Source organism: Candidatus Poriferisocius sp. (assembly GCF_965202595.1).
In the GTDB taxonomy this organism is placed as follows: domain Bacteria; phylum Actinomycetota; class Acidimicrobiia; order Acidimicrobiales; family Bin134; genus Poriferisocius.
The window spans coordinates 1,901,864-1,923,014 of sequence record NZ_OZ241836.1 but is presented as its reverse complement, the minus strand read 5'-3'; the positions used below and the strand labels follow the sequence as shown (position 1 = coordinate 1,923,014).

Sequence of the window (21,151 nt, the reverse complement as noted above, 5' to 3'; positions counted from 1 at the left end):
GAGGCCAATGGTGGTTGGGTGCTGGTGGGTTATCCGGTTTCTAGGATGGCACCCAGGTAGCACGAGGGGGTGCGGGGGACCGTTCGGTCACCGAAGACCCGTTCGGCGGCCCAGTGGCAGTGCAGCTCGCGTTCCGCCCTGGTGATGGCCACATGCAGCAGCCGCTGCTCCTCGGCTCTTTCGGCTGGTTCCTGGGCGTGGCCGATCGGCACCAGTCCCTGTTCCAAGCCGGCCAGATGCACGATGGGCCACTCCAGTCCCTTGGCCGCGTGGAAGGTCACCACGTCTACCCCGTCAATGGATTGGTCGATCTTCGGATCACTGCTCAGGGGGGAGTTGTTCTCGAGGTGGTGGGCGGTGGTCCGAATCCGAATCCGAAAGGGAATGGTTGCCCGTTCCAGTGCGCTGGTTAAGGTGGCAATCTGGGCATTGGTCCGGACCAGTACCGCCATTGACGACCAGGCCACCTCCGGGCCCTTGGCATCCCGCAGCATCCGAGCTATGTCATCGGCTTCGTCCCAATGGTTGGCGTGGCTGGATACCGTGGGTCGGGGGCCGTCGGCACAAGTGGCTTCCAGCGAGTTGGCCGAAGCCCCCAGCACGTTCTTGGCGGCGGTCAGTATTTGAGGGCTGGAGCGGTAGTTGTCCACCAGGTCGAGCATCTGCGCATCCGGAAACCAGTGGTCGAACCGCTGGATGTAATCGGCCTCGGCACCGTTCCAGCGGTAGATGGCCTGGTTGGAGTCACCCACCGCGCACAAGTCGTTGCGGTTTCCCAGCCAGGCTTGGAGCAGTTCGAACTGCAACGGGTTGACGTCCTGGAACTCATCCACGAACAGGTGTTGGAACCGCCAGCGTATGGCTTCGGCATAGTCGGGGTCCTCGTTTAGATCGTTCAGGGCCAGGATCAGCAGGTCATCGAAATCCACCGTGCTTTGCTTGCGCTTCTCGTTCTCATATTGCTGGTAGAAATCGCCGATCAGTGCGGGCTCCATTCCCGACCACCGGCGAGCTTGAACGGCGGACTCTGCGTAGCACTCGGGTTGGATGCGGCGGGCTTTGGCCCACTCGATCTCGGTTGCCACTTCGAGCAAACCGGTTCTGTCCAGGCGCTGCTTGCCTTTTCGGGCGATTCTGGCCATCAGCCCCAGCTTGTTCGACATCAACTCGAGGGCTCGCACACCCTGCTCGGCCCACCGGATGCGCAACTGGGCATATGCCGTGCTGTGGAAGGTTCCCGCGCTTGCCGAGCTCTCCAGGCCCAGCCCGGTCAAGCGGTTTCGCAGCTCGGCCGCCGCTTTGCGGGTGAATGTGAGGGCCAAAGTGCGGCGAGGGTCGATTCTGCCGGTCAACGATTGATAAGCAATCCTACGGGTCAACACCCTGGTTTTGCCGGTGCCGGCACCAGCCCGGATGCATAGAGGGATGCTCTGCGTGCTCACCGCGGCCTTTTGCCGCTCGTTCAGTCCGCTCAGGAGTTCCTCTGGATCGGTTACCGCCAAGGCCGCTGGCACTGATCGCTTCAGGTGTCGCTTGCGGGGTGGCTCTGGAAGCGACCTTCTATGATTCCTGTTTTGGCGGCCAAATCGATAATCGAGTTGGTTAGCTGATCTGTCCGCTGGTGCATAAAGGTAAACCCGGTGTGCATTTCTTCGCGCATACTGGTGTCGCCGTCGTGCATTTCTTTGCGGAGTGTGGTTTCGAGTTCTTTCATTTCTTCGCGGATGCTGGCGAACCCGTCGTGCATTTCTTTGCGGAGTGTGGTTTCGAGTTCTTTCATTTCTTTGCGGAGTGTGGTTTCGAGTTCTTTCATTTCTTCGCGGATGCTGGCGAACCCGGTGTGCATTTCTTCGCGGATGCTGGCATCGCCGGCATGCATTTCTTCCCGGAGCCTGGTTTGGCCTTTGCTCAGCTTCGAGAGCTGCTCTCGAAGCTCAGTTAAGTCAGCGCGCCGAGCGCGGTCCAGATACAGAATCAAGGTGATGACAACCCCCAACATGGCGATCATGGCCTGGTCCATGATGTTCTCCTAAACGATCTGTCGCACGGGGGAAGCGGAAAGTACCCTAACAGGTCGGCGGCGGGCGCGCAAGAAATATTTTCACGGCTAGTTCGGTTGGGGCTGTGAGAGGATGGCGGGGATGTTTGCGGTTTCAAGGCAGCGGTTCGAGGAACTGGTGGCGCAGGCTCTGGATGAGATTCCCGGTGAGCTGGCCGATCTTATGGAGAATGTAGCCGTGCTGGTGGAGGACGAAGGCGATAGCCCGGATATCTGGGGCCTGTACGACGGGGTGCCGCTCACGGATCGTGGTGGCTACGGCGAGGGCGAGATGGTGTTGCCTGACCGTATCTTCATCTACCGGTTGCCGATCTGCGAGGGGTGCGAGAGCGAGGCCGAGGTGGTGCAGGAGGTACGGGTCACCGTCATCCACGAGGTGGCTCATCACTTCGGTTTTGAGGACGACCGCCTAGACGAGTTGGGTTGGGCCTGATCCGGGCTGGCTATTCCACGAGTTGGGTTGGGCCTGATCCGGGCTGGCTATTCCACGAGTTGGGTTGGGCCTGATCCGGCTGACCACTGCATCAACGGGGTACCCTGCCGCAATGGACAAGTCCGGGCAGAGCACGGGGCCACTCAAGGGTATTCGGATGGTGGAGATTGCCGGGATAGGCCCGGCACCGTTCGCCGCCATGGTATTGGCCGATCTGGGGGCCGAGGTGCTGCGGATCGACCGAGCCGATCGTGTCCGGGAGGAAATGCCCCGGACTCCCCATTTCGACTTGCTGAACCGGGGCCGCCGCAGCGTGGGCGTCGACCTCAAGCATCCCGACGGTGTGGAGACCGTGCTGACGCTTGTGGAGAGCGCTGACGGGCTGATTGAGGGATTTCGCCCCGGTGTGGCTGAGCGCCTGGGGATCGGCCCCGAGGCGTGTCTGGAGCGCAACCCTCAGATGGTTTACGGGCGCATGACCGGCTGGGGTCAGGACGGTCCTTACGCGTCCATGGCTGGTCATGACATCAACTACATAGCCCTTTCGGGTGTGTTGGGGGCGATTGGTCGAGCCGGGGAGGCCCCGGTGCCGCCGGTGAATTTGGCCGGTGATTTCGGCGGGGGAGGAATGCTGCTGGCCGTCGGGATGCTGGCCGGGATCCTGGAGGCTCGTGCCTCGGGTCGGGGGCAGGTGGTGGATGCCTCCATGGTGGAGGGTTCCGCTCTGCTCATCACCATGATCTACGGCATGCACCAATTGGGGGTGTGGGGTCCCCGGGGCACCAACCTGCTCGACACCGGAGCCTGGTTCTACGATGTCTACGAGTGTGCCGATGGGGAGTACATATCGCTGGGTTCGCTGGAACCGCAGTTCTTCGCGGAGATGGTGGAGAAAATGGGGTTGGATGCCGGCGGGATCGATCAGAACGACCGTTCCACCTGGCCGGAGATGCGAGCTCGATTGGCTGAGGCGGTCAAGTCCAGGACCAGGGATGAATGGTGCGGGATTCTTGATGGCTCCGACACCTGTTTCGCCCCGGTGCTCAGCCTGTCCGAGGCTCCGGACCATCCCCACAACGCCGCCCGGGGTACCTTCGTGGAGGTGGGGGGCGTGCTTCAGCCCGGCCCGGCCCCTCGCTTCAGCCGCACCCCGGCTCGGATCGATCGTGCCGCCCCCCATCCCGGCCAGCACTCCGCTGAGGCGCTGATCGACTGGGGGTTTGACGCCACCACGGTGGCCGGTCTCCAAGAATCCGGGGCCGTGAAGTAGATGGGAACCATGGTGAACTTTCATGCCCATCCTGATGATGAGGCCATCGCCACCTCCGGCACCATGATGAAGGCGGCCGATGACGGCCATCGGGTGGTGCTGGTGGTTGCCACCCGGGGGGAGCAGGGTGAGCCGGTGTCCGGTGTGCTGGAACCCGGCGAGCGGTTGGGAGAGCGAAGGGCGGCGGAGACCCTGGATTCAGCCGCAATCATCGGAGCTCATCGGGTGGAGTTCCTGGGCTACGAGGATTCGGGGATGGCAGGGGACCCGGCCAACGACAACCCGGCGTGCTTTTGGCGAGCCGACTTTGACGAGGCGGTGGAGCGCTTGGCTCGGATCCTGATCGAGGAGTCCGCCGATGTGCTCACTGTTTACGACGAGCACGGTGGATATGGTCATCCCGACCACATCCAGGTTCACCGGGTGGGGGTGGGTGCCGCCCGCAAGGTCGGGATCGAAAGGGTGTTCTACGCCACCATGAACCGGACCCGTATCCTGCGCCAGATGGCCGAGGTTGAGTCCTTTGCCGAGGCCATGGAAGCGATGGAGACCGAGCGGTTGGAACGGTTCGACCCGGAGGATTTCGGTACCGCTGAAGAGGAGATAACCCAGGAGGATTTCGGCACCGCTGAAGAGGAGATAACCCATGCGGTGGACGTGACCAGCTACTTGGGGCGCAAGCGAGCCGCCATGTTGGCTCACACCAGCCAGATCGCCCCCGACTCCTTCTTCGGGGACATGACCGAGGAACAGTTCGCCGATGCTTTCGGGGTTGAGTGGTTCGTGGCGCCGGGGTTGGCACAAACGGACGGGTTCGCCACCGACCTGTTCGGTTGAGCTTCTTGTTGGGGGCCGCGGTTGTTCTGGGCCGGGTTTCTCCGGTTGCCCTCTGCGGATTTCATGATCGGTTCTCAGTCAATACTTAGCATCTTTGCTGGTCCGGCTTCTGCCCTCTGGTCGCTGGCCGGATTTCATGATCGGTTCTCCTGGGTCGTGGTGCTGGCCAACGCTGTTGCCGGTGGATGGGCCTTGGGAGCCCATTTCCGGCCCGGGCTTCGGGGTTGGCAGTTGTGGACGTTCATTGCCGTGGCCCAGGGCACCGTCTTTGCCCAGGTGATCATCGGGGTGGTGCTGGAAAATCGCATTGAAACCGATCCAGGTGATCTGCACCGACTTTATGGCTTCGCGGCTATAGCCGCGGTGGCCATCATTTATGCCTATCGACTCCAGATGGCCGACCGCCGCGAACTCCTCTATGCCGGCGGCAGTTTTTTTCTGGCCGGCCTGGCTGTCCGAGCGATGATCCTCAGCTAGCCGGCTGGGGTTTCGAGCTTGACGATGCCACGGCGGGGAGCATCGCGGTGAAGGGTTGCCGGCCGCGGCCAGGGTTTCAGAGGTTGACGACGGGGCAGGTGAGGGTGCGGTTTCAGAGGTTGACGACGGGGCAGGTGAGGGTGCGGTTTCAGAGGTTGACGACGGGGCAGGTGAGGGTGCGGTTTCAGAGGTTGACGACGGGGCAGGTGAGGGTGCGGGTGATGCCGTCCACCATCTGTATCTGGCTCACCACCAAGCGGCCCAACTGGTCCATGGATTCGGCCTCGGCCTTGGCGATCACATCGTAGGGGCCGGTCATTATCTCCGAGATCACCACACCCTCGATCTCCCGGATGGCCTCGGCCACCTGCCGGGCCTTGTCCATTTCGGTCTGGATCAGAACATAAGAGCTGACACCCACGTCGTTGTACCTCCGATTGATTTGTTCTGCATGGTACCCGAGCCACCCGGCAAAAGCTCGGCGGCATGACCGGTTCGCGGAGATTTGTGCATAGTGAACGGGTAAGGATACTGAGCTATGGATCGTGCTCCCACTGGAATCTCAGGCACCCAGGCAGCGTGCAAGGGTAAGGATGTTTAACCATGGACCGTGCTCCCACCAACCCGTACCTCGCCCGTTCCTCCTACGCCATCGGTCACGGCCGGTGCGATCAGCAGGACAACGTGCCGTGGCGGGGTCCCGAAGGTCCCACCGAGGTTCTCGACGAGGAGGTCGATCTTCAGTACGCGTGGTTGGGTCCGTGCCACTTCGGCCACCTGATATCGGGGCCGTATCCCAACGGGCGACGGGCGCTGTGGAGCAACGGGCGCCAGAACATCGTGAAGCTCGACTACGAGACACTGGAGGTGCTCGCCGATCACGAAATAGTTGGCGGGGAGGGGCGCACCCCTGTGCCCGTTCTGGAGGAAAACCTCCGCGGTCTCGATGAGAAGGAGGGTTGGGAGGTGATCGAGCACGCCATCCAACTGTCGATGAGATACATGACCGGTCTCGACGGGATCTACGCGCTCCTCGACTGCGACCACACGCTGTTTCTGGGTCGCAAGGACCATGCGGTGGCCTACGTGGAGACCGATCCGTCCGATCCGGCTTCGGGCATAGTGGAGCGGGACCGGTGGTACAGGCCCAGCCATATCGAGGGCTTTTTCGTAGGGATGAACATGACCTTCGACGGCAGGCTGGTGATGTCCACCGATCATGGCTGGGTCATCGTGCTCGAACGGGACTTCAGCGCCTATAAGGCGCTTCAGGTAGCTGGTGGGGCCGAGAAAGCTGCCGATTACTGCGCCCGCCGGGAATCCGAACGAGGTCACACGGGCTACGGCTGGGTCAGGACCAGCCTTTGTGTTGACAGCGACAACGGCATCTATCTCTCGTCCAACGACCACCACCACAAGCTGCGCTGGACGGGTACCGAGCTCACCGATGATCCCACCCACGGCTGCTGGACGGTGCCCTACCGCAACGGCAGCGGATTAGGCTCCGGTACCACCCCCTCGCTGATGGGTTTCGGCCCCGATGATGACCGGTTCGTGGTGATCGGCGATGGCGACGAGGTGGTGAACATCACTCTTTTGTGGCGCGAAGAGATTCCCGATGATTGGGAGCAACTGCCCAACGCTCCCGATCGCCGTATCGCGGGGATCGGGCCGGCCAACATGGGTGCTCTCGATCTCGATGAGGTCAAGACCGAGCAGTCGATCACCGTGTCGGGTTACGGGGCCATGACGGTCAACAACGAACCGGCCTCGATTCCCGATGGTTTCCCACCGCAGGCATCCCGGATGCTCTGCTTCATGCTCGGCCACAAGCCGGAGTACAGGCCCCACGGACTTCACAAGTACGAGTGGGATCCCGGGGTCCGGGAATTGAGGGAGGCGTGGGTCAACCTCGACATCTCCTCTCCCAATTCGGTTCCCTTCGTTGCCGAGGAGAGCGGCCTGGTCTACACCTGCGGAGTTCGTGACGGTAAGTGGACCCTGGAGGCAGCCGACTGGGCCACCGGTGAGTCACGGTTTCACTATGTCCTCGGGGGGTCCAAGTTCAACACCCTGGGAGCTGGGGTGACGGTGGATGACGACGGTCGCCTCCTGTTCGGATCGATGTGCGGCAAGACCCGCATAAAGCGGGGCCCGGGCTGATGCTCCAACGGCATCTAAAGCGGGGCCCGGGCTAATGGTCCAATGGCATCTAGATTGACCAGCATGGCGACGGTGCTGGTGACTGGGGGGGCGGGTTACGTAGGCAGCCACACGTGTGTTGCCCTGTTGCAGGCGGGTCACGAGGTGGCAGTGGTGGACAGCCTGGCCAATTCCTCGGCCGGTGCGATTGATGCCGTCGCGGGCATCACCGGTTGCCGCCCGCGCTTCGATGCCGTTGACTGCCGGGACGAGGTCGCTCTCGAGAAGATCATTGCCGAGGTGCGTCCCGATGCGGTGTTCCATTTCGCCGGGCTCAAATCGGTGCCCGAGTCGGTGAAGGATCCGCTCAGGTACTACCGCCACAACCTGGAGTCGGCTGCGGTTCTTCTATCGGTCATGAATCGGGCCGGTGCGCACCGGATCGTGTTCTCCTCATCGGCCACGGTTTACGGGGTGCCCGATGAGCTTCCCGTGGCTGAAACGGCGAGCCTCCGACCGTGCAACCCCTACGGATGGACCAAGCTCATGGTCGAGCGGATGATCACCGACATGGTTGAGGCCGATCCCCGTTGGTCGGCGGCGCTGCTGCGTTACTTCAACCCGGTGGGGGCTCATCCCAGCGGCCTCATCGGGGAGGATCCCGGGGGGGTGCCCGGAAACTTGATGCCGTACCTGCTCCAAGTGGCGGTGGGCCGCCGACCGGCGCTGCCACTGTACGGAACCGATTACCCCACCCCGGATGGCACGGCGCGGCGGGACTACATTCACGTGATGGACCTGGCCGACGGCCACCTGGCGGCGTTGGGGAACCTGGAGTCGTCGGCCGGGCAGGCGATGATCTGCAACCTCGGGACTGGTCGAGCCGTTTCGGTGCTGGAGGTCATCGAAGCGATGGAAAAGGTCAGTGGCCACTCCCTGCCCCATGAGGTGTGCGACCGTCGCCCCGGCGACGTTCCTGAACTCTGGGCCGATCCTGCCCAGGCCTTCCGGGATTTGGGATGGTCGGCCAACCGGACCCTGGCCGACATGTGCCGGGATGCTTGGACATGGCAATCCTCCCACCCGTGGGGGTACCGGCGGCTCCCTCCAACTATCCCCACCACCGGGGCTGGGGTATTGCCTTGATGTCCAGGAGTTCTGCTTTCTCTTCGTCGTCTTTTGTATTTGGTAGGAGGGGCAAGCTCTATTGGTGGCGGTGACGGATTTTTGTGGGGGTACTTGCGCGGGGGGGGGGGTGATGGTAGTTTTGTGGTGTTGCTAATCGTTTTTGGCTGGGGCTTTGGGGTTCTGGTCGTTTCGGGAAGGGTGGCCTTGTGATGGCTGGTCGGTTTGATTCAGGGGGGGGGGTAGTCGTGTAGGGCTGCCCTGGTTTGGGCTTCTGGTTTTGGTGGGGTTGTTGGGTTCGGTGTTGGTTGGGGTGGGGGGTGTGGGTGCGCAGTCGGGTGTGCCGGGGTATCCGAATCCGTCGGTGGTGGTGTTGGATGGTGGGCGGGTGCGGTTGTCGTGGACACCGGGGGCGAATGCTGAGAGTGTTGCGCGTTATGAGTACACGTTTTCGCGGTCGACCGATGGTGGGAGTACGTGGGTTCCGACTTCGGCTCAGGTAAGGACCGCTTCGGGGGATCGTAGTGGGGTGGTGTGGTGGCCGGTGCCCGGTGGTGCGGCTGCCCGGTCGTTTGTGGTGTCGAATTTGACGGTTGGTGTTCATTACCAGTTCCATGTCAAAGCGGTGAACGCTGCTGGTGCGGGCACTTCCCAGTTTGCGGATCCGACTTCGGTTCGTATCTCCAGTGTTGCCCCCGCACCGGCGGGTTTGCGGGCGGTTCCCGGGGACTCCCAAATCACACTGAAGTGGACCAAAGCTGCCGGTGAGGTAGCCGGGTCGGGGTTCACCGATATTTTGCGGTACGAGTACGCCATCAAACAAGGCGACGGGCAATGGTCGGGATGGTCGGTGATGGCCGACGACGGCAACGCTGCTAAGGATCGCGAATCATTCGTGGTCAAGGGGTTGACCAACGAAGTGGGGTATTCATTCCGGGTGCGGGCGGTCAACAAACACGGCAACGGTGCCACCGGTGAGGTAGGACCAACTGTGGTGAGGGGCGCACCGGGGGCTCCCCGCAACTTTCTGGTGGCCCCGGGTGATAAGTCGGCGTTGTTGTCGTGGGCTGCGCCGGGGGTGGTTGGTTCGCCGGTTATGGGTTGGGAGGTTCGGTGGGCTGCGGGTTATACGGAGTTGGGGCAGGCGGGTTGGCAGAGGGTTCCTGGTGGGGCTGGGGTCAGGTCTTATGTTGTGGGTGGTTTGGATAATTTTGTGGGTGGTGGTACTACCGGGAGGTATGTGTTTGAGGTGCGGGCTGTTAATGTGTTGGGTGCGGGCGTGCCGGCGCGTTCTGGGTTTGTGTGGCCGGGCCCAGTTTTGGGCGCGCCTCCTGATTTTAAGGTGAAATCGGTGTCGTTGTCTTCGGTGACGTTGGAGTGGTCCCGGCCGGCTGGTATTCAAAGTAGCGAGACTTTTAGGCGTTATGAGTATTCGGTGCGGGCTGGTGATGGTGATTGGGGTGGTTGGGTGGCGATACCGGGTCCCTATACTACTGCGTCTTATACGGTTCAGGGTTTGACGGCGGGGGTGGGGTATCGGTTCCGGTTGCGGGCGGTGAACAATGTTGGTGCCGGTGCGGTGGCGGAAACGGGGGTTGTTTATCCGGGGACTGTGCCGTCGGCGCCGGTGGTGTCGGCTGAGGTGGTGTCTGATTATGTGTTGGGGGTGCATCAGGTGGTTTTGTCGTGGACTGGTTCTGATGGTGGTTCGCCGATAACGAAGTGGCAGTTCATACGGTCGGAAACGGTGGGTGGGCTTAATAACGCGATTAATGATGAGAATTGGGGTGATTTGTGTTATTCGGTGTTGGATTCGGGGTGTGGGGCGTTGCGGTCGGTGACGTTGAACGAGGGTCGGATAAGTGATGGTGAGGGTGGTACTTATTGTCCTTATGATGCTTGTGCTCCGGATTTGGGGGTGGGGGATCATTATTTTGTGATGCGGGGTGTGAATGCTAGGGGTGAGGGTTTGGTGTCGGGGGTGGTGAGGGTGAATATTCCCAAGGGGCTCGCTTCTAGGGTTATGAGTGTGTTTTTGAGGGGTTACACTGATAATCCTCTTACTACTGCTAGTGCTAAGCCTCATACGGGTACAGTTGTTAATTCACGTAATGGTGGGAGTGGTGTTAGGTGGGATTATTCGTGGAGGGTTGGTGATGGTCCGTGGGGGTTGTGGTTCCCTGTGGAGGATAGATTGTCCCGGCAGGTTCAGAGTTTTGATGAGCTGACTTTCCGGGTTGGGGAGACGTACACGATGCGGCTCCGGAGGGTCACTGATGTGGGTGCGGGTCCTGCGACTGAGTCGGTGCCGTTTGTTTTCGGGGCTCCACCGTTGCCGGGGGCTGCGGATTGGGACGGTGCTGGCCGGGATCGTCCTGAGGTGTTGGCGGTTCCGGGTAATGGTCAGGTGGAGTTGAGAATTGTTAGAGCCTCTGACGGTGATGGGATAGAACTTCCTGATGGGGACCCTTTGGGTCGTACTTATCGTTATCCGCTTGTTTATCAAACTGCTTTGATTGATACCGATGGGGTTTATGCTGAAACGGTTTGGGAGTATTCGTATCGCCCTGTCGGTGGTGTGTGGTCGCCGTGGGCGGTGGCTCATATTGGTCAGCAGTTCATGGGTAATACCGGTAGTATTGGCACTGATCGGGCGTTGACGGTGTCGGGTTTGCGCAACGGGGTGTCCTATGAGTTCCGGGTTCGGGCGGTGAACCGGCACGGTACCAACATGTTGCCTGGTGTGGTGTTGTATTCCAACGGTGCCGGTTTGGCGAACAAAATCAGCAATCGAAATCCCGACAAGGTGGTGATACCGGGTGTGAAACCCCCCGCCCCGGCAGGACTGACCGCAACTGGTGGTGATGGGCAGGTGGTGTTGTCGTGGACCTCGGCGGGTTCTGGGGGTCCGCCGATCACCAAGTGGCAGTACCGTTACCAATCCGCTCCCGCAGCTACGAGCGTTACGTGGTCTGCTTGGGCTGATACCACCGACGTTACCGGCGGTAGTCCCAGCGTTACTCAGTCCAAGGCTTGGACTGATGTTGCTGGTTCGGGGCCGTCGACGACCTCGGCTGTGGTGAAGGGTTTGACCAACGGTTCGTTGTATCGGTTCCAGGTGCGGGCGGTGAACGCCTTGGTGGCTCTGCAAACCACAGGCACCAAAAGAGCTTTGATCTCCGCGGGTGATGGTGCGGCGGCGCAATCGTTGGAGGTCGTTCCCGGCCAAAAACCCCAAGCGCCTCGCCAGGTGATGGTGATGCCCGGTGATGGTGAGGTGAAGATCACGGTGGTGGCCCCGTTGCGGGGTGCTTCTGCGGGGGATGCGAAGTGGACGTCGGTTTTGGGTTATGAGGTTCGGGTGCGCCGCGCTGGCAGCGAAGTTTTTGATGCGTGGCAGGCGTTGGGTTCCCCGATTCCGCAGCCGCAGAACCCGTCGCCGCCCACCGCGACACCCAGACATCCGGCTGAGTCGGTTGGGGTGCCGGTGCGGGGTTTGGTCAATGGGGTGGGCTATGAGTTCGAGGTGCGGGCGGTGAACCGGTTCGGCCCGGGGCCTGCGGCTGGGGTGGTTGGTCCGGTGACACCGACCGGCGCACCCGCGGCCGGCTCGCTGCAAGCCACTGCCGGGGATGGGCAGGTTACGTTGTCGTGGACACCGGCGAACACGGGGGGTTCCACGGTTTCGGGTTGGCAGTATCGTATGAAAACCGCTGGTGGGGGTTATGGTTCGTGGACGGCGGTCACCGGTGGGGCATCGGCCCGCAGCCTGGTGGTGGATGGTTTGGCCAACGGGCGGGCCTACACCTTCCAAATACGGGCGGTGACCACCGATACCGAGGTGATAGGCACTTCGTTCGAGTCCGAGGCGGTCACCCCCTCGGCGGTGCCCCCAGCGCCGGCGGTGACCGTTACTGCTGGTGACATGATGGTCGTTTTGGGTTGGAAAGCTGGTGTGAGTGGTGAGGTGGGGGAATCGTCGTGGGCCGCCCCGGTTACTGGTTGGCAGTACCGGGCCAAACCCGGCGATGGTGATTACGGCACTTGGGTTGATGTGGGGGCTGCTGTCACCACCGCTGATGTTGGTGATTTGATGAACGGCACTGTTTACATGTTTGAGGTCAGGACTCAGAACAAGATGGGCCCCGGCACCGCCACCACCGTCACCGCAACCCCGGCGACAGTGCCTGCCGCGCCGACTGTGACAGCTACTGCTGGTGATGGGATGGTGACGGTGAGCTGGACTCCCGGCAATGACGGTGGGTCTGCGGTGACGGGTTGGCAGGTGCGTACCGGTGATGGCCAATGGCAGGATCATCCTGTTGATACCACTTCGGTGCCGGTGCTGAACCTGGTCAATGGTACCACCTACACGTTCGGGGTTAGAGCCCGAAACGCGATGCAAAACACTATGGGTGCCGGCGCGGTTGGGGTTGACACCGCGACCCCTGCTACTACTCCTGCTGCGCCCACGGTGACCGCGACGCCCGGCGACAGTAGGGTCACGTTGTCATGGATGCCTGGTGATGATGGGGGTTCTGCGGTGACGGGTTGGCATTTGCGGGTTGATGATGGCGAGTGGGTGGATTTGGCGGTGATGGGTTTGGGCGCTGACGCCACCTCGGTGCCGGTACTCGGGTTGGTCAACGGCACCAGCTACACCTTCCACATAAGAGCCCAGAACGCGATGGGCCCCGGCGCTGTGGCCTCTGTTGCGGCGACACCGGCGATGGTGCCCGCCGCGCCAACTGTTGCTGCCACGGTCACCGACGGCACCATCACCGTCACCTGGATGGCGGGTACCGATGGGGGGTCGGTGGTGACGGGTTGGCAGTGGCGCACCCGCATCGGTAGCGCCGGTTTTGGTGATTGGGCCGATGTTGGGGCCACCACGACCAGCGCGGTTATACCCGGGGTCGATACCGGTACCGGCCCGGTGGCCTACACCTTTGAGGTGCGAGCCATCAACGCGGTGGGGGCCGGACCCGCGGGCACCTCACCCACCATCATCCCCGGCGACGACAAAGCTGATGATGAGGACTACTACACCGGTGCGATCGACAGCCCGAGTTTCTGTGCGGAGTTCTCCTTGGGTGGGGCCCGCTTGTTCGCGCTCGACAGCGATGGTGACGGGGTGGCCGACATCTGCTCACTCCCCTACACCCGCCGCGAGGCCATAGCCCGCCACAACGCGGTGATCACCCTGGCCAACCGGTACCCCAACCTGTACCGCCGGCTCGTGAACACCGAGTGCGCCAACCAACCCGGTAACGAGGCTTGCGGGGGTGAGGCTCTGGCCGCTCCGGGTTTCCCGCCTCCCAACGATGGGGGCCCGTATTATTCGGGGACCATTACTGGCCCCTCCTGGTGCGCCAACCGCTCCCTGGGTGGGCCCACCACCTACCCCCTTGACAGTGATGGTGACGGCGTGGCCGATGTCTGTTCGCTGCCTTACACCCGCCGTGAGGCCATAGCCCGCCAAAAAGCCGGCGACACCCTGGCCGCCACCCACCGCGACGAATACAAAACCATCCTCACCGAAGAATGCCGCCGCCTGGGCCGCGGAAACTACGGCGACAGTGTTGCTGATTTGAACAACGACATCTGCAACAACTAGCCCACCCCCACCCTATTTCTCCCCGCCGGGGTGCCCCCCACCACCCGGGGCAACCCCGGCGGGGGCCGGTCCCCGCTAACGGCTCTGCGGTGAAGTACTTGCGGGGGGGGGGGGGGGGTGTGGGTATAGTGGAGGTTATGTTGAGTTTTTTGCGGGTTGGTTTGGGTTCTAGCCGGGGGGGGGGGGGGGTAGGCGTGTAGCGCTGCCTTGGTTTGTTGGGCCTCTGGTTTTGTTGGGGTCGGTGTTGGTTTCGGTGGGGGGTGTGGGTGCGCAGAGTGTGCCGAATTTGCCGTCGTCGACATTGGTGGTGGTGTTGGGTGGTGGTGAGGTGCGGTTGTCGTGGGGGCCGCCGCCGGCTACTACGGGGGTTTCGGGTTATGAGTATATGTTTTCGCAATCGACCGATGGTGGGACCAATTGGGATCCGCCGGACGACAGTGTGGTGGATACTTCTACGATTTTAGCGCCCACTTCGGGGGATCGTAGTAAGGTTGTGTGGCGGGCGGTGCCCGGTGGTGGGGCTGCTCGGTCGGTGGTGGTGACGGGTTTGACGGTTGGTAGTCACTACCGGTTCTGGGTGCGGGCGGTGAACGCCGCGGGTGCGGGCAAGATTGCGAATATAGGCCCGGGGGATGCGTATTTGATGTCCAGTGTTGCGCCGATGCCAGCGGATTTGCGGGCTGAGGTTTCCGATTCTCAGGTGGAGTTGAAGTGGGCCAAGGCTTTTGGTGCGGTAGCGGGGTCGGGGTTTTCTGCTATTTTGCGGTACGAGTACGCGATCAAACAGGGTGATGGGGGTTGGTCGGCGTGGTCGACGATGGCCGATGATGGTGGTGCGGCTGGGGATCGCGAGTCGTTCGTGGTTTCGGGTTTGGTTAACGATGTTGGGTATTCGTTCCGGGTGCGGGCGGTCAACAAGCATGGCAACGGTGCTACCGGTGTGGTGGGGCCGGTGGTGGTGGGGGGTGCGCCGGGTGCTCCTCGTAACTTTGTGGTGGCACCGGGGGATAAGTCGGCGTTGTTGTCGTGGGCTGCGCCGGGGGTGGTTGGCTCGCCGGTAACGGGTTGGGAAGTCCGGTGGACGAGTTCGGGTTACAGCGATCTGGGTAGAGCGGCGTGGCAGAAGGTTCCTGGTGGGGCCGAGGTTAGGTCTTATTTTGTGACCGGTTTGGATAATGCCCAGTCCTATGTGTTTGAGGTGCGAGCGGTTAATGCGTTGGGTGGGGGTTTGGGGGCGCGTTCTGGGTTCATATATTTGGGTGAGGTTTTGGGGGCTCCCAAAAATTTGAGAGCGACACCAGAGGAGTCGTCGGTGACGCTGAACTGGGGCCGACCGGATGGTGCTACTAGCGGGAGTTTTCGGCGTTTTGAGTATTCGGTGCGGGCAGGTGATGGTGAGTGGGGTGTTTGGGTGGCGATACCGGGTGATTACACGACTAGAGAGTATGAGGTTCCGGGTTTGATGGCGGGTGTGGGTTATCGGTTCCGGTTGCGGGCGGTGAATAGTGTTGGTGAGGGTGCGGTGGCTGAGACGGGGGTTGTTTATCCGGGGACGGTGCCGTCGGCGCCGGCGGTGTCAGCGGAGGTGGTGTCGGATTACACGATAGGGTTGCGTCAGGTGGTTTTGTCGTGGACGGGTTCCGATGGTGGTTCTCCCGTGACGAAGTGGCAGTTGAGACATGCGACAACGGTGGATGGGTTGACCAGCGCAGCGTGGTATGATTTGTGTGATAACACAGCGGGGTTGGATCCGATGTGTGCGGGGTTGTCGACGGTGACGTTGTCCAGACCTCGGAGTTTTGATTATAGGAATGCAACTGAATGTCTTGTTAATTTGTGTGTGGGGAGTTTGAGGGTGGGGGATCATTATTTTGTGTTGCGGGCGCAGAATGCCAGGGGTGTGGGTTTGGAGTCGGGGGTTGTGAGGGTGAACATCGCCAAAAGTGTTCCCGCTATGGCGATGCATGTGTTTTTGAGGGGTTATACTGGTGATCCCCGCACCGATGGTCGCCCTCATATGGGTTTATCCTTGCCTGGTGGTTATCTTAATGGTAGTACGCGTTTGCGGTGGGAGTGGTCGTGGAAGGTTGGTGATGGGCCGTGGGGTGGGTGGGTTACTCTGGTGGGTAGCATTTCTAGGGCTACTGAGCTTTTTGATGAGATGACTTTCCGGGTTGGGGAGACTTACACGTTTCGGTTCCGGACGGTGTCTGATTTGGGGGCGGGTTATACGGGCGAGTCGGAACCGTTTGTGTTCGGGGCTCCGCCTTTGCCCGGTGCCAATGGTTGGGATATAGCCTTCACGCGTCCGGAGGTGTTGGCGGTGCCGGGTAATGGTCAGGTGAAGTTGAACATCGTCCGACCCAAAGGGAGGCTTGTAAGGCGCGGTGGTGGTTTTGTGGTTGGTTATGAGAATGCTTTCACCGATACCGATGGTACTTATGATGACACGGTTTGGGAGTATTCGTATCGTCCTGCCGGGGGTGAGTGGTCGCCATGGGCGGTGTCCAATACGGGTCAAAGGTTCGCGGGGCGGGATGCGACCAGCACCGATTTGGGTGATGGGATCGTGGTGTCGGGTTTGCGCAATGGGGTGGCCTACGAGTTCCGGGTCAGAGCGCGTAACCGGCACGGCACCGGTTGGTTGGAGGGTCCGGTGTTGTATTCCAACGGTGCCGGTTTGTACAACAAAGCCGGCGATGTCATGCCGGACAGGGTGGTGATCCCGGGTGTGGCACCCCCTGCGCCGGCGAGTTTGGCTGCTTCGGGTGGTGATGGCCAGGTGACGTTGTCATGGAGGTCGGTGGGTTCGGGGGGTCCGCCGATCATCCGCTGGGAGTACATCAAGGATTCAAAAGCTGCGGGCGAGACCTCATGGAGTGGTTGGGAGACGACTTGGACTCCGGTTCCGGGTTCGGGGCCGTCTACGACTTCGGCGGTGATAAAGGGTTTGACCAACGGTACGTCTTATCGGTTCCGGTTGCGGGCGGTGAACGCTTTGATGGCCTTTGACAGCGAGGGTGTTTTGGAGACTGCAACTACCGATGTCAACAAGGGCGCACCGGCGCAGTCGTTGCCGGTCACCCCCGGCAATACGCCCACCGCGCCCCGCCAGGTGGCAGTGACACCGGGTGATGGTCAGGTGAGAGTCTCTTTGCTGGCTCCGCAGGGTGGTTCTGCGGTTTTGGGTTATGAGGTTCGGATGCGTCGCAGCGGTAGCAGCAGTTTTGATGCGTGGCAATCGCTGGGAGCTCGCATCACCCCACCGGCCCGCCACCTGGCTGAATCAGCGGGGGTGCTGGTGCGGGGCTTGACCAATGGGGTGGCCTATGACTTCGAGGTGCGAGCGGTGAACCAGTTCGGTGCCGGCCCCGCCGCAGGCATGGTCGGCCCGGTCACGCCGGTGGGTGCACCTGCTGGCGGCTCGCTGCAAGCCACAGCCGGTGATGGGCGGGTTGCGCTGGCGTGGGCTGCGGTGAACACGGGGGGTAGCACGGTTACGGGTTGGCAGTACCGTATGAAAACCGATGGTGGAGGTTACGATTCATGGACCGCCGTCACCGGTGGGGCTACGGCTCGTAGTTTGGTGGTGGATGATCTCGCCAACGGGCGGGCTTATGCGTTCCAGGTGCGAGCCATAACCACCGATGTTCAGGTGATTGGGGCGGCGTTCGAGTCCGAGGCGGTCACCCCCTCGGCGGTGCCCCCCGCTCCGTCGGTTACCGCCACCGCTGGCAACACGATGGTTACTTTGAACTGGAGTGCTGGTGCTGGCGGTGTGGTGGGGGAGTCGTCTTGGGCTGCTGTGGTTAGTGGTTGGCAGTATCGGATGAAAACCGGTGCTGTTGGTTTCGGAGCTTGGGTTGATGTGCCTGCTGCTACGACCACCCGTGAGGTTGATGGTCTCACCAACGGTGTTGCCTATATGTTTGAGGTCCGGGCCCGGAACAGGATTGGTGCCGGCCCCGCTGCGACTGCGACTGCGATGCCGGCGGCGGTGCCTGATGCGCCGGAAGTGTCCACCATGGCTGGTGACAAGACGGTGACGGTGAGCTGGACGGCTGGTGGTGATGGGGGTTCGGTGGTGACGGGTTGGCAGTTGCGTACCGGCGATGGGGATTGGGTTATTTATCCTGCTGGTACTGCTTCGGTGCCCGTCTCCAATCTCGTCAATGGCACTACTTATACTTTCCAGGTTCGAGCCGAAAACGTGATGGGTGTCGGCGCTGTTGGGGTTGACACTGCAACCCCTGCTACCACTCCCGCTGCTCCCACGGTTACCGCCACGCCCGGTGACGGTACGGTGACTTTGTCGTGGACCCCTGGTACCGATGGGGGTTCTGTGGTGACGGGTTGGCATTTGCGGGTTGATGATGGCGAGTGGCGGGATTTGGCTGGTATGGGGTTGGGGGCTGATGCCACTTCGGTGCCGGTGTCGGATCTGGTCAATGGCACCAGTTACGCGTTCCACTTAAGGGCTCAGAACGCGATGGGTGCTGGTGCTGTGGCTTCGGTGTCGGCGACACCGGCGGCGGTGCCCGAAGCTCCCTCTGTGTCGGCGACGGCCACCGATGGCACCATCACAGTTACCTGGATGGCGGGTGGCGATGGGGGGTCAGCGGTGACGGGTTGGCAGTGGCGCACCCGTATCGGCAGCGCCGGTTTTGGTGAGTGGGCTGATGTTGGTGCGGTCACGATGAGCGCGGTTGTATCCGGTGTGGATACCGGTACCGGTCCGGTGGCCTACACCTTCGAGGTGCGAGCCGTCAACGCGGTTGGTGCCGGCCCTGCGGGCACCTCGCCCACCGTCACTCCTGGTGATGATCGGGCTGGTGATGAGGATTACTACACCGGCCCCATCGACAGCCCGAGTTTTTGTGCTGAGTTCTCCCTGGGCGGGGCCCGCTTGTTCGCTTTGGACAGCGATAGTGACGGGGTGGCCGATATTTGCTCGCTGCCTTACACCCGCCGTGAGGCGATAGCCCGCCACAACGCGGTGATAACCCTGGCCAACCGGTACCCCAACTTGTATCGCCGGTTGGTCAACGCCGAGTGCGCCAACCAACCCGGCAGCGAGGCTTGCGGCGGTGATGAGTTGGCTGCTCCGGGGTTCCCGCCGCCTAACGATGGAGGCCCCTATTACTCGGGCACCATCACCGGCCCCTCCTGGTGCGCCAACCGCTCCCTGGGTGGGCCCACCACCTACCCCCTCGACAGCGACGGTGACGGCGTGGCCGATGTCTGCTCACTGCCCTACACCCGCCGTGAGGCCATAGCCCGCCAAAAAGCCGGCGATACCCTGGCGGCCACCCACCGCGACGAGTACAAAACCATCCTCACCGAGGAATGCCGCCGCCTGGGCCGCGGCAACTACGGCGACAACCCCGCCGATCTGAACAACGACATCTGCAACTAACCAACCGCGCTGCCCCTCAGAGCATCGACTTTCCTTGTGGCGGTAGCGCTGCCCCTCAGAGCATCGACTTTCCTTGTGGCGGTAGCGCTGCCCCTCAGAGCATGGACTCGATGCCCAGGGCCGCGTAGTTCTGCTCCTCGTAGCGCTGGCGGAACAGGTCGCGCAGGTGGATCGCAGCCTCGTCGTAGGCGTCGGGGTCGCTCCATGTGTTGCGGGGGTTAAGGATTTCGTCGGGAACGCCGGGGCAAGACACCGGGATCTTGAGTCCCAGGATTGGCAGGCTGGTGGTTTCCACGGTGTCCAGGTTGCCGTCGAGGGCGGCGTTGAGCAGCGCTCGAGTATGGGCTATGGATATCCGTTCCCCCACCCCGTGGGGTCCTCCCGACCAGCCGGTGTTCAACAGGATGCAGCGGGCCTGGTGGGTGTCCATGCGCTGAGCCAGCAGTTCTGCGTACACCGATGGCTTATGGGACATGAACGGCGCTCCGAAGCAGGCGCTGAACGTGGCCTGCGGTTCCACCACGCCCACCTCGGTGCCGGCCAGTTTGGAGGTGAACCCCATCACGAAGTGGTACATGACCTCGTTGCGGCTCAGTATCGACACCGGGGGCAGCACGCCGAAGGCATCGGCGGTCAACAACACAATGGTGCGGGGATGGGGGCCCCTGGCACCGGGAGCAACATGGGGGTTGCAGGTCAGCGGGTAGGCGAAGCGGGTGTTCTCGGTTATGGAGTCGTCGGCCAGGTCGAGTTCCTGGGGGTGGATGCCGGCAAGGTCCCGGCCGGGCAGGGCGGGTACGTTCTCGATGAGGGTTCCCGCCATGGACAGGGCCGACGCGATGACGGGTTCGGCCTCCTTGTTCAGATGGATGAGCTTGGCGTAGCAGCCGTTCTCGAAGTTGGACACACCCGACTCGGTCCATACGTGCTCGTCGTCGCCGATCAGGCTCCGATTGGGATCGGCGGACAGTGTGGTCTTGCCGGTTCCGGAGAGGCCGAACATGATGGCGCTGTTGCCGTTACGGTCCACGTTGGCCGAGCAGTGCATGGTGAGTTGCTCAGCGTCGGGCAGCACGAAGTTCATCACGGTGAACATGGTCTTTTTGACCACGCCGCAGTAATCGGCCCGGCCCAGCACCAGGCCCAGTCGATTTCTCAGGTCCATGATGACCGCCCGGTCGGTGCGGGTGCCGTCGCGGTCGGGATCGCACCGGAAGCTGGGGACGTTTAGCATGGTCCAGCCGGAGTCGGCCCGCTCGGTGTCGTCGCGCACCCCCTTGGGGAACATGATGTTGGCGAAGTAGGCATGGGTGGCGTACTCGCTGACCAACCGGTAGGGGATGGCGAACTCCGGGTCCCAGCCGCAGAACACGTCGGTGGTGTACAGCGTGGACCGCCGCTCGTTCAGGTGGGCCAGCACTCGGTCCAACAGCCCGGGGTAGTGATCGGCATCCAGCTTGTTGAAGTCCGACTTCCACCACACCTCGTCCACCACTTCGGGCCAGGCCACTGCGAACGTGTCCTGAACGGGCCGGCCGGTGCAGGTGGGATCGGAATAGAAGATCAGCGGACCATCGATGCCCAGCGCGGTTGAGAAGGCCTTCTGGTCGTGCTCGCCACCATCGATGCGGGTGCGACCCCTATCCCTGGCAATGGCGGCGCTGAACAACTCGTCCTGGGTCAATCCTGACCGGACATCCACCGAGTCCAAGCCGAAGCGAGCGCGGAGCTGGTCGGCAACCGAGTGTTTCACGAGATGCCCCACGGCACTATCG

At 62.0% G+C, this 21,151-nt stretch carries 12 protein-coding genes; 8 read left to right on the top strand and 4 right to left on the bottom strand.

Going from position 1 to position 21,151, the window contains the following annotated elements; all coding sequences use genetic code 11:
* Positions 1-29 precede the first annotated feature (29 nt).
* Together ACOGXC_RS08775 and ACOGXC_RS08770 are read right to left on the bottom strand one after the other, a co-directional pair.
* Entirely contained in the window at positions 30-1,514 is a 1,485-nt protein-coding gene (locus ACOGXC_RS08775) for an ATP-dependent helicase (RefSeq protein WP_419917819.1), read from the bottom strand.
* 8 nt (positions 1,515-1,522) lie between these two features.
* The gene (locus ACOGXC_RS08770; protein WP_419917818.1) at positions 1,523-2,020 is read right to left on the bottom strand and encodes a hypothetical protein; all 498 of its coding nucleotides are present in this window, start codon (positions 2,018-2,020) and stop codon (positions 1,523-1,525) included.
* A 112-nt stretch (positions 2,021-2,132) separates the two neighbouring features.
* On the opposite strand from ACOGXC_RS08770, the gene ACOGXC_RS08765 reads away from it, so the two are divergent.
* The 4 genes from ACOGXC_RS08765 to ACOGXC_RS08750 all read left to right on the top strand — a co-directional run bounded on the left by ACOGXC_RS08765 (position 2,133) and on the right by ACOGXC_RS08750 (position 5,076).
* A complete protein-coding gene (locus ACOGXC_RS08765; RefSeq protein WP_419917817.1) occupies positions 2,133-2,492 on the top strand; it encodes a metallopeptidase family protein in 360 nt (119 codons plus the stop codon).
* 112 nt (positions 2,493-2,604) lie between these two features.
* Positions 2,605-3,762 (top strand): CaiB/BaiF CoA transferase family protein, encoded by a 1,158-nt coding sequence (locus ACOGXC_RS08760; RefSeq protein ID WP_419917816.1) that lies wholly within the window; start codon positions 2,605-2,607, stop codon positions 3,760-3,762.
* A complete protein-coding gene (locus tag ACOGXC_RS08755; RefSeq protein WP_419917815.1) occupies positions 3,763-4,599 on the top strand; it encodes a PIG-L family deacetylase in 837 nt (278 codons plus the stop codon).
* A 63-nt stretch (positions 4,600-4,662) separates the two neighbouring features.
* Entirely contained in the window at positions 4,663-5,076 is a 414-nt protein-coding gene (locus ACOGXC_RS08750; RefSeq protein ID WP_419917814.1) for a hypothetical protein, read from the top strand.
* 184 nt (positions 5,077-5,260) lie between these two features.
* Here ACOGXC_RS08750 and ACOGXC_RS08745 read toward each other — a convergent pair whose 3' ends face one another.
* Positions 5,261-5,497, bottom strand: coding sequence for an Lrp/AsnC family transcriptional regulator (locus ACOGXC_RS08745; protein WP_419917813.1), 237 nt, complete (start codon positions 5,495-5,497; stop codon positions 5,261-5,263).
* A 182-nt stretch (positions 5,498-5,679) separates the two neighbouring features.
* Here ACOGXC_RS08745 and ACOGXC_RS08740 point away from each other — a divergent pair, with 182 nt between their 5' ends.
* The 4 genes from ACOGXC_RS08740 to ACOGXC_RS08725 all read left to right on the top strand — a co-directional run bounded on the left by ACOGXC_RS08740 (position 5,680) and on the right by ACOGXC_RS08725 (position 19,376).
* Positions 5,680-7,239 carry a hypothetical protein gene (locus ACOGXC_RS08740; RefSeq protein ID WP_419917812.1) on the top strand — a complete coding sequence of 520 codons (1,560 nt, stop codon included), beginning with the start codon at positions 5,680-5,682 and terminating at the stop codon, positions 7,237-7,239.
* Between the two features lie 42 nt (positions 7,240-7,281).
* Positions 7,282-8,364, top strand: coding sequence for a UDP-glucose 4-epimerase GalE (gene galE, locus ACOGXC_RS08735; protein ID WP_419917811.1), 1,083 nt, complete (start codon positions 7,282-7,284; stop codon positions 8,362-8,364).
* Between the two features lie 301 nt (positions 8,365-8,665).
* A complete protein-coding gene (locus ACOGXC_RS08730; RefSeq protein ID WP_419917810.1) occupies positions 8,666-13,960 on the top strand; it encodes a fibronectin type III domain-containing protein in 5,295 nt (1,764 codons plus the stop codon).
* Positions 13,961-14,222: 262 nt separating this feature from the next.
* Positions 14,223-19,376, top strand: coding sequence for a fibronectin type III domain-containing protein (locus tag ACOGXC_RS08725; protein ID WP_419917809.1), 5,154 nt, complete (start codon positions 14,223-14,225; stop codon positions 19,374-19,376).
* 94 nt (positions 19,377-19,470) lie between these two features.
* Here ACOGXC_RS08725 and ACOGXC_RS08720 read toward each other — a convergent pair whose 3' ends face one another.
* Positions 19,471-21,129 (bottom strand): phosphoenolpyruvate carboxykinase (ATP), encoded by a 1,659-nt coding sequence (locus tag ACOGXC_RS08720; protein WP_419917808.1) that lies wholly within the window; start codon positions 21,127-21,129, stop codon positions 19,471-19,473.
* Positions 21,130-21,151: the final 22 nt, after the last annotated feature.

Coding starts and splice junctions, on each gene's coding strand:
- ACOGXC_RS08770 (WP_419917818.1), bottom strand. CDS start 2,020: ATGGACCAGGCCATGATCGCCATGTTGGGGGTTGTCATCACCTTGATT.
- ACOGXC_RS08765 (WP_419917817.1), top strand. CDS start 2,133: ATGGCGGGGATGTTTGCGGTTTCAAGGCAGCGGTTCGAGGAACTGGTG.
- ACOGXC_RS08760 (WP_419917816.1), top strand. CDS start 2,605: ATGGACAAGTCCGGGCAGAGCACGGGGCCACTCAAGGGTATTCGGATG.
- ACOGXC_RS08755 (WP_419917815.1), top strand. CDS start 3,763: ATGGGAACCATGGTGAACTTTCATGCCCATCCTGATGATGAGGCCATC.
- ACOGXC_RS08750 (WP_419917814.1), top strand. CDS start 4,663: ATGATCGGTTCTCAGTCAATACTTAGCATCTTTGCTGGTCCGGCTTCT.
- ACOGXC_RS08740 (WP_419917812.1), top strand. CDS start 5,680: ATGGACCGTGCTCCCACCAACCCGTACCTCGCCCGTTCCTCCTACGCC.
- galE (WP_419917811.1), top strand. CDS start 7,282: ATGGCATCTAGATTGACCAGCATGGCGACGGTGCTGGTGACTGGGGGG.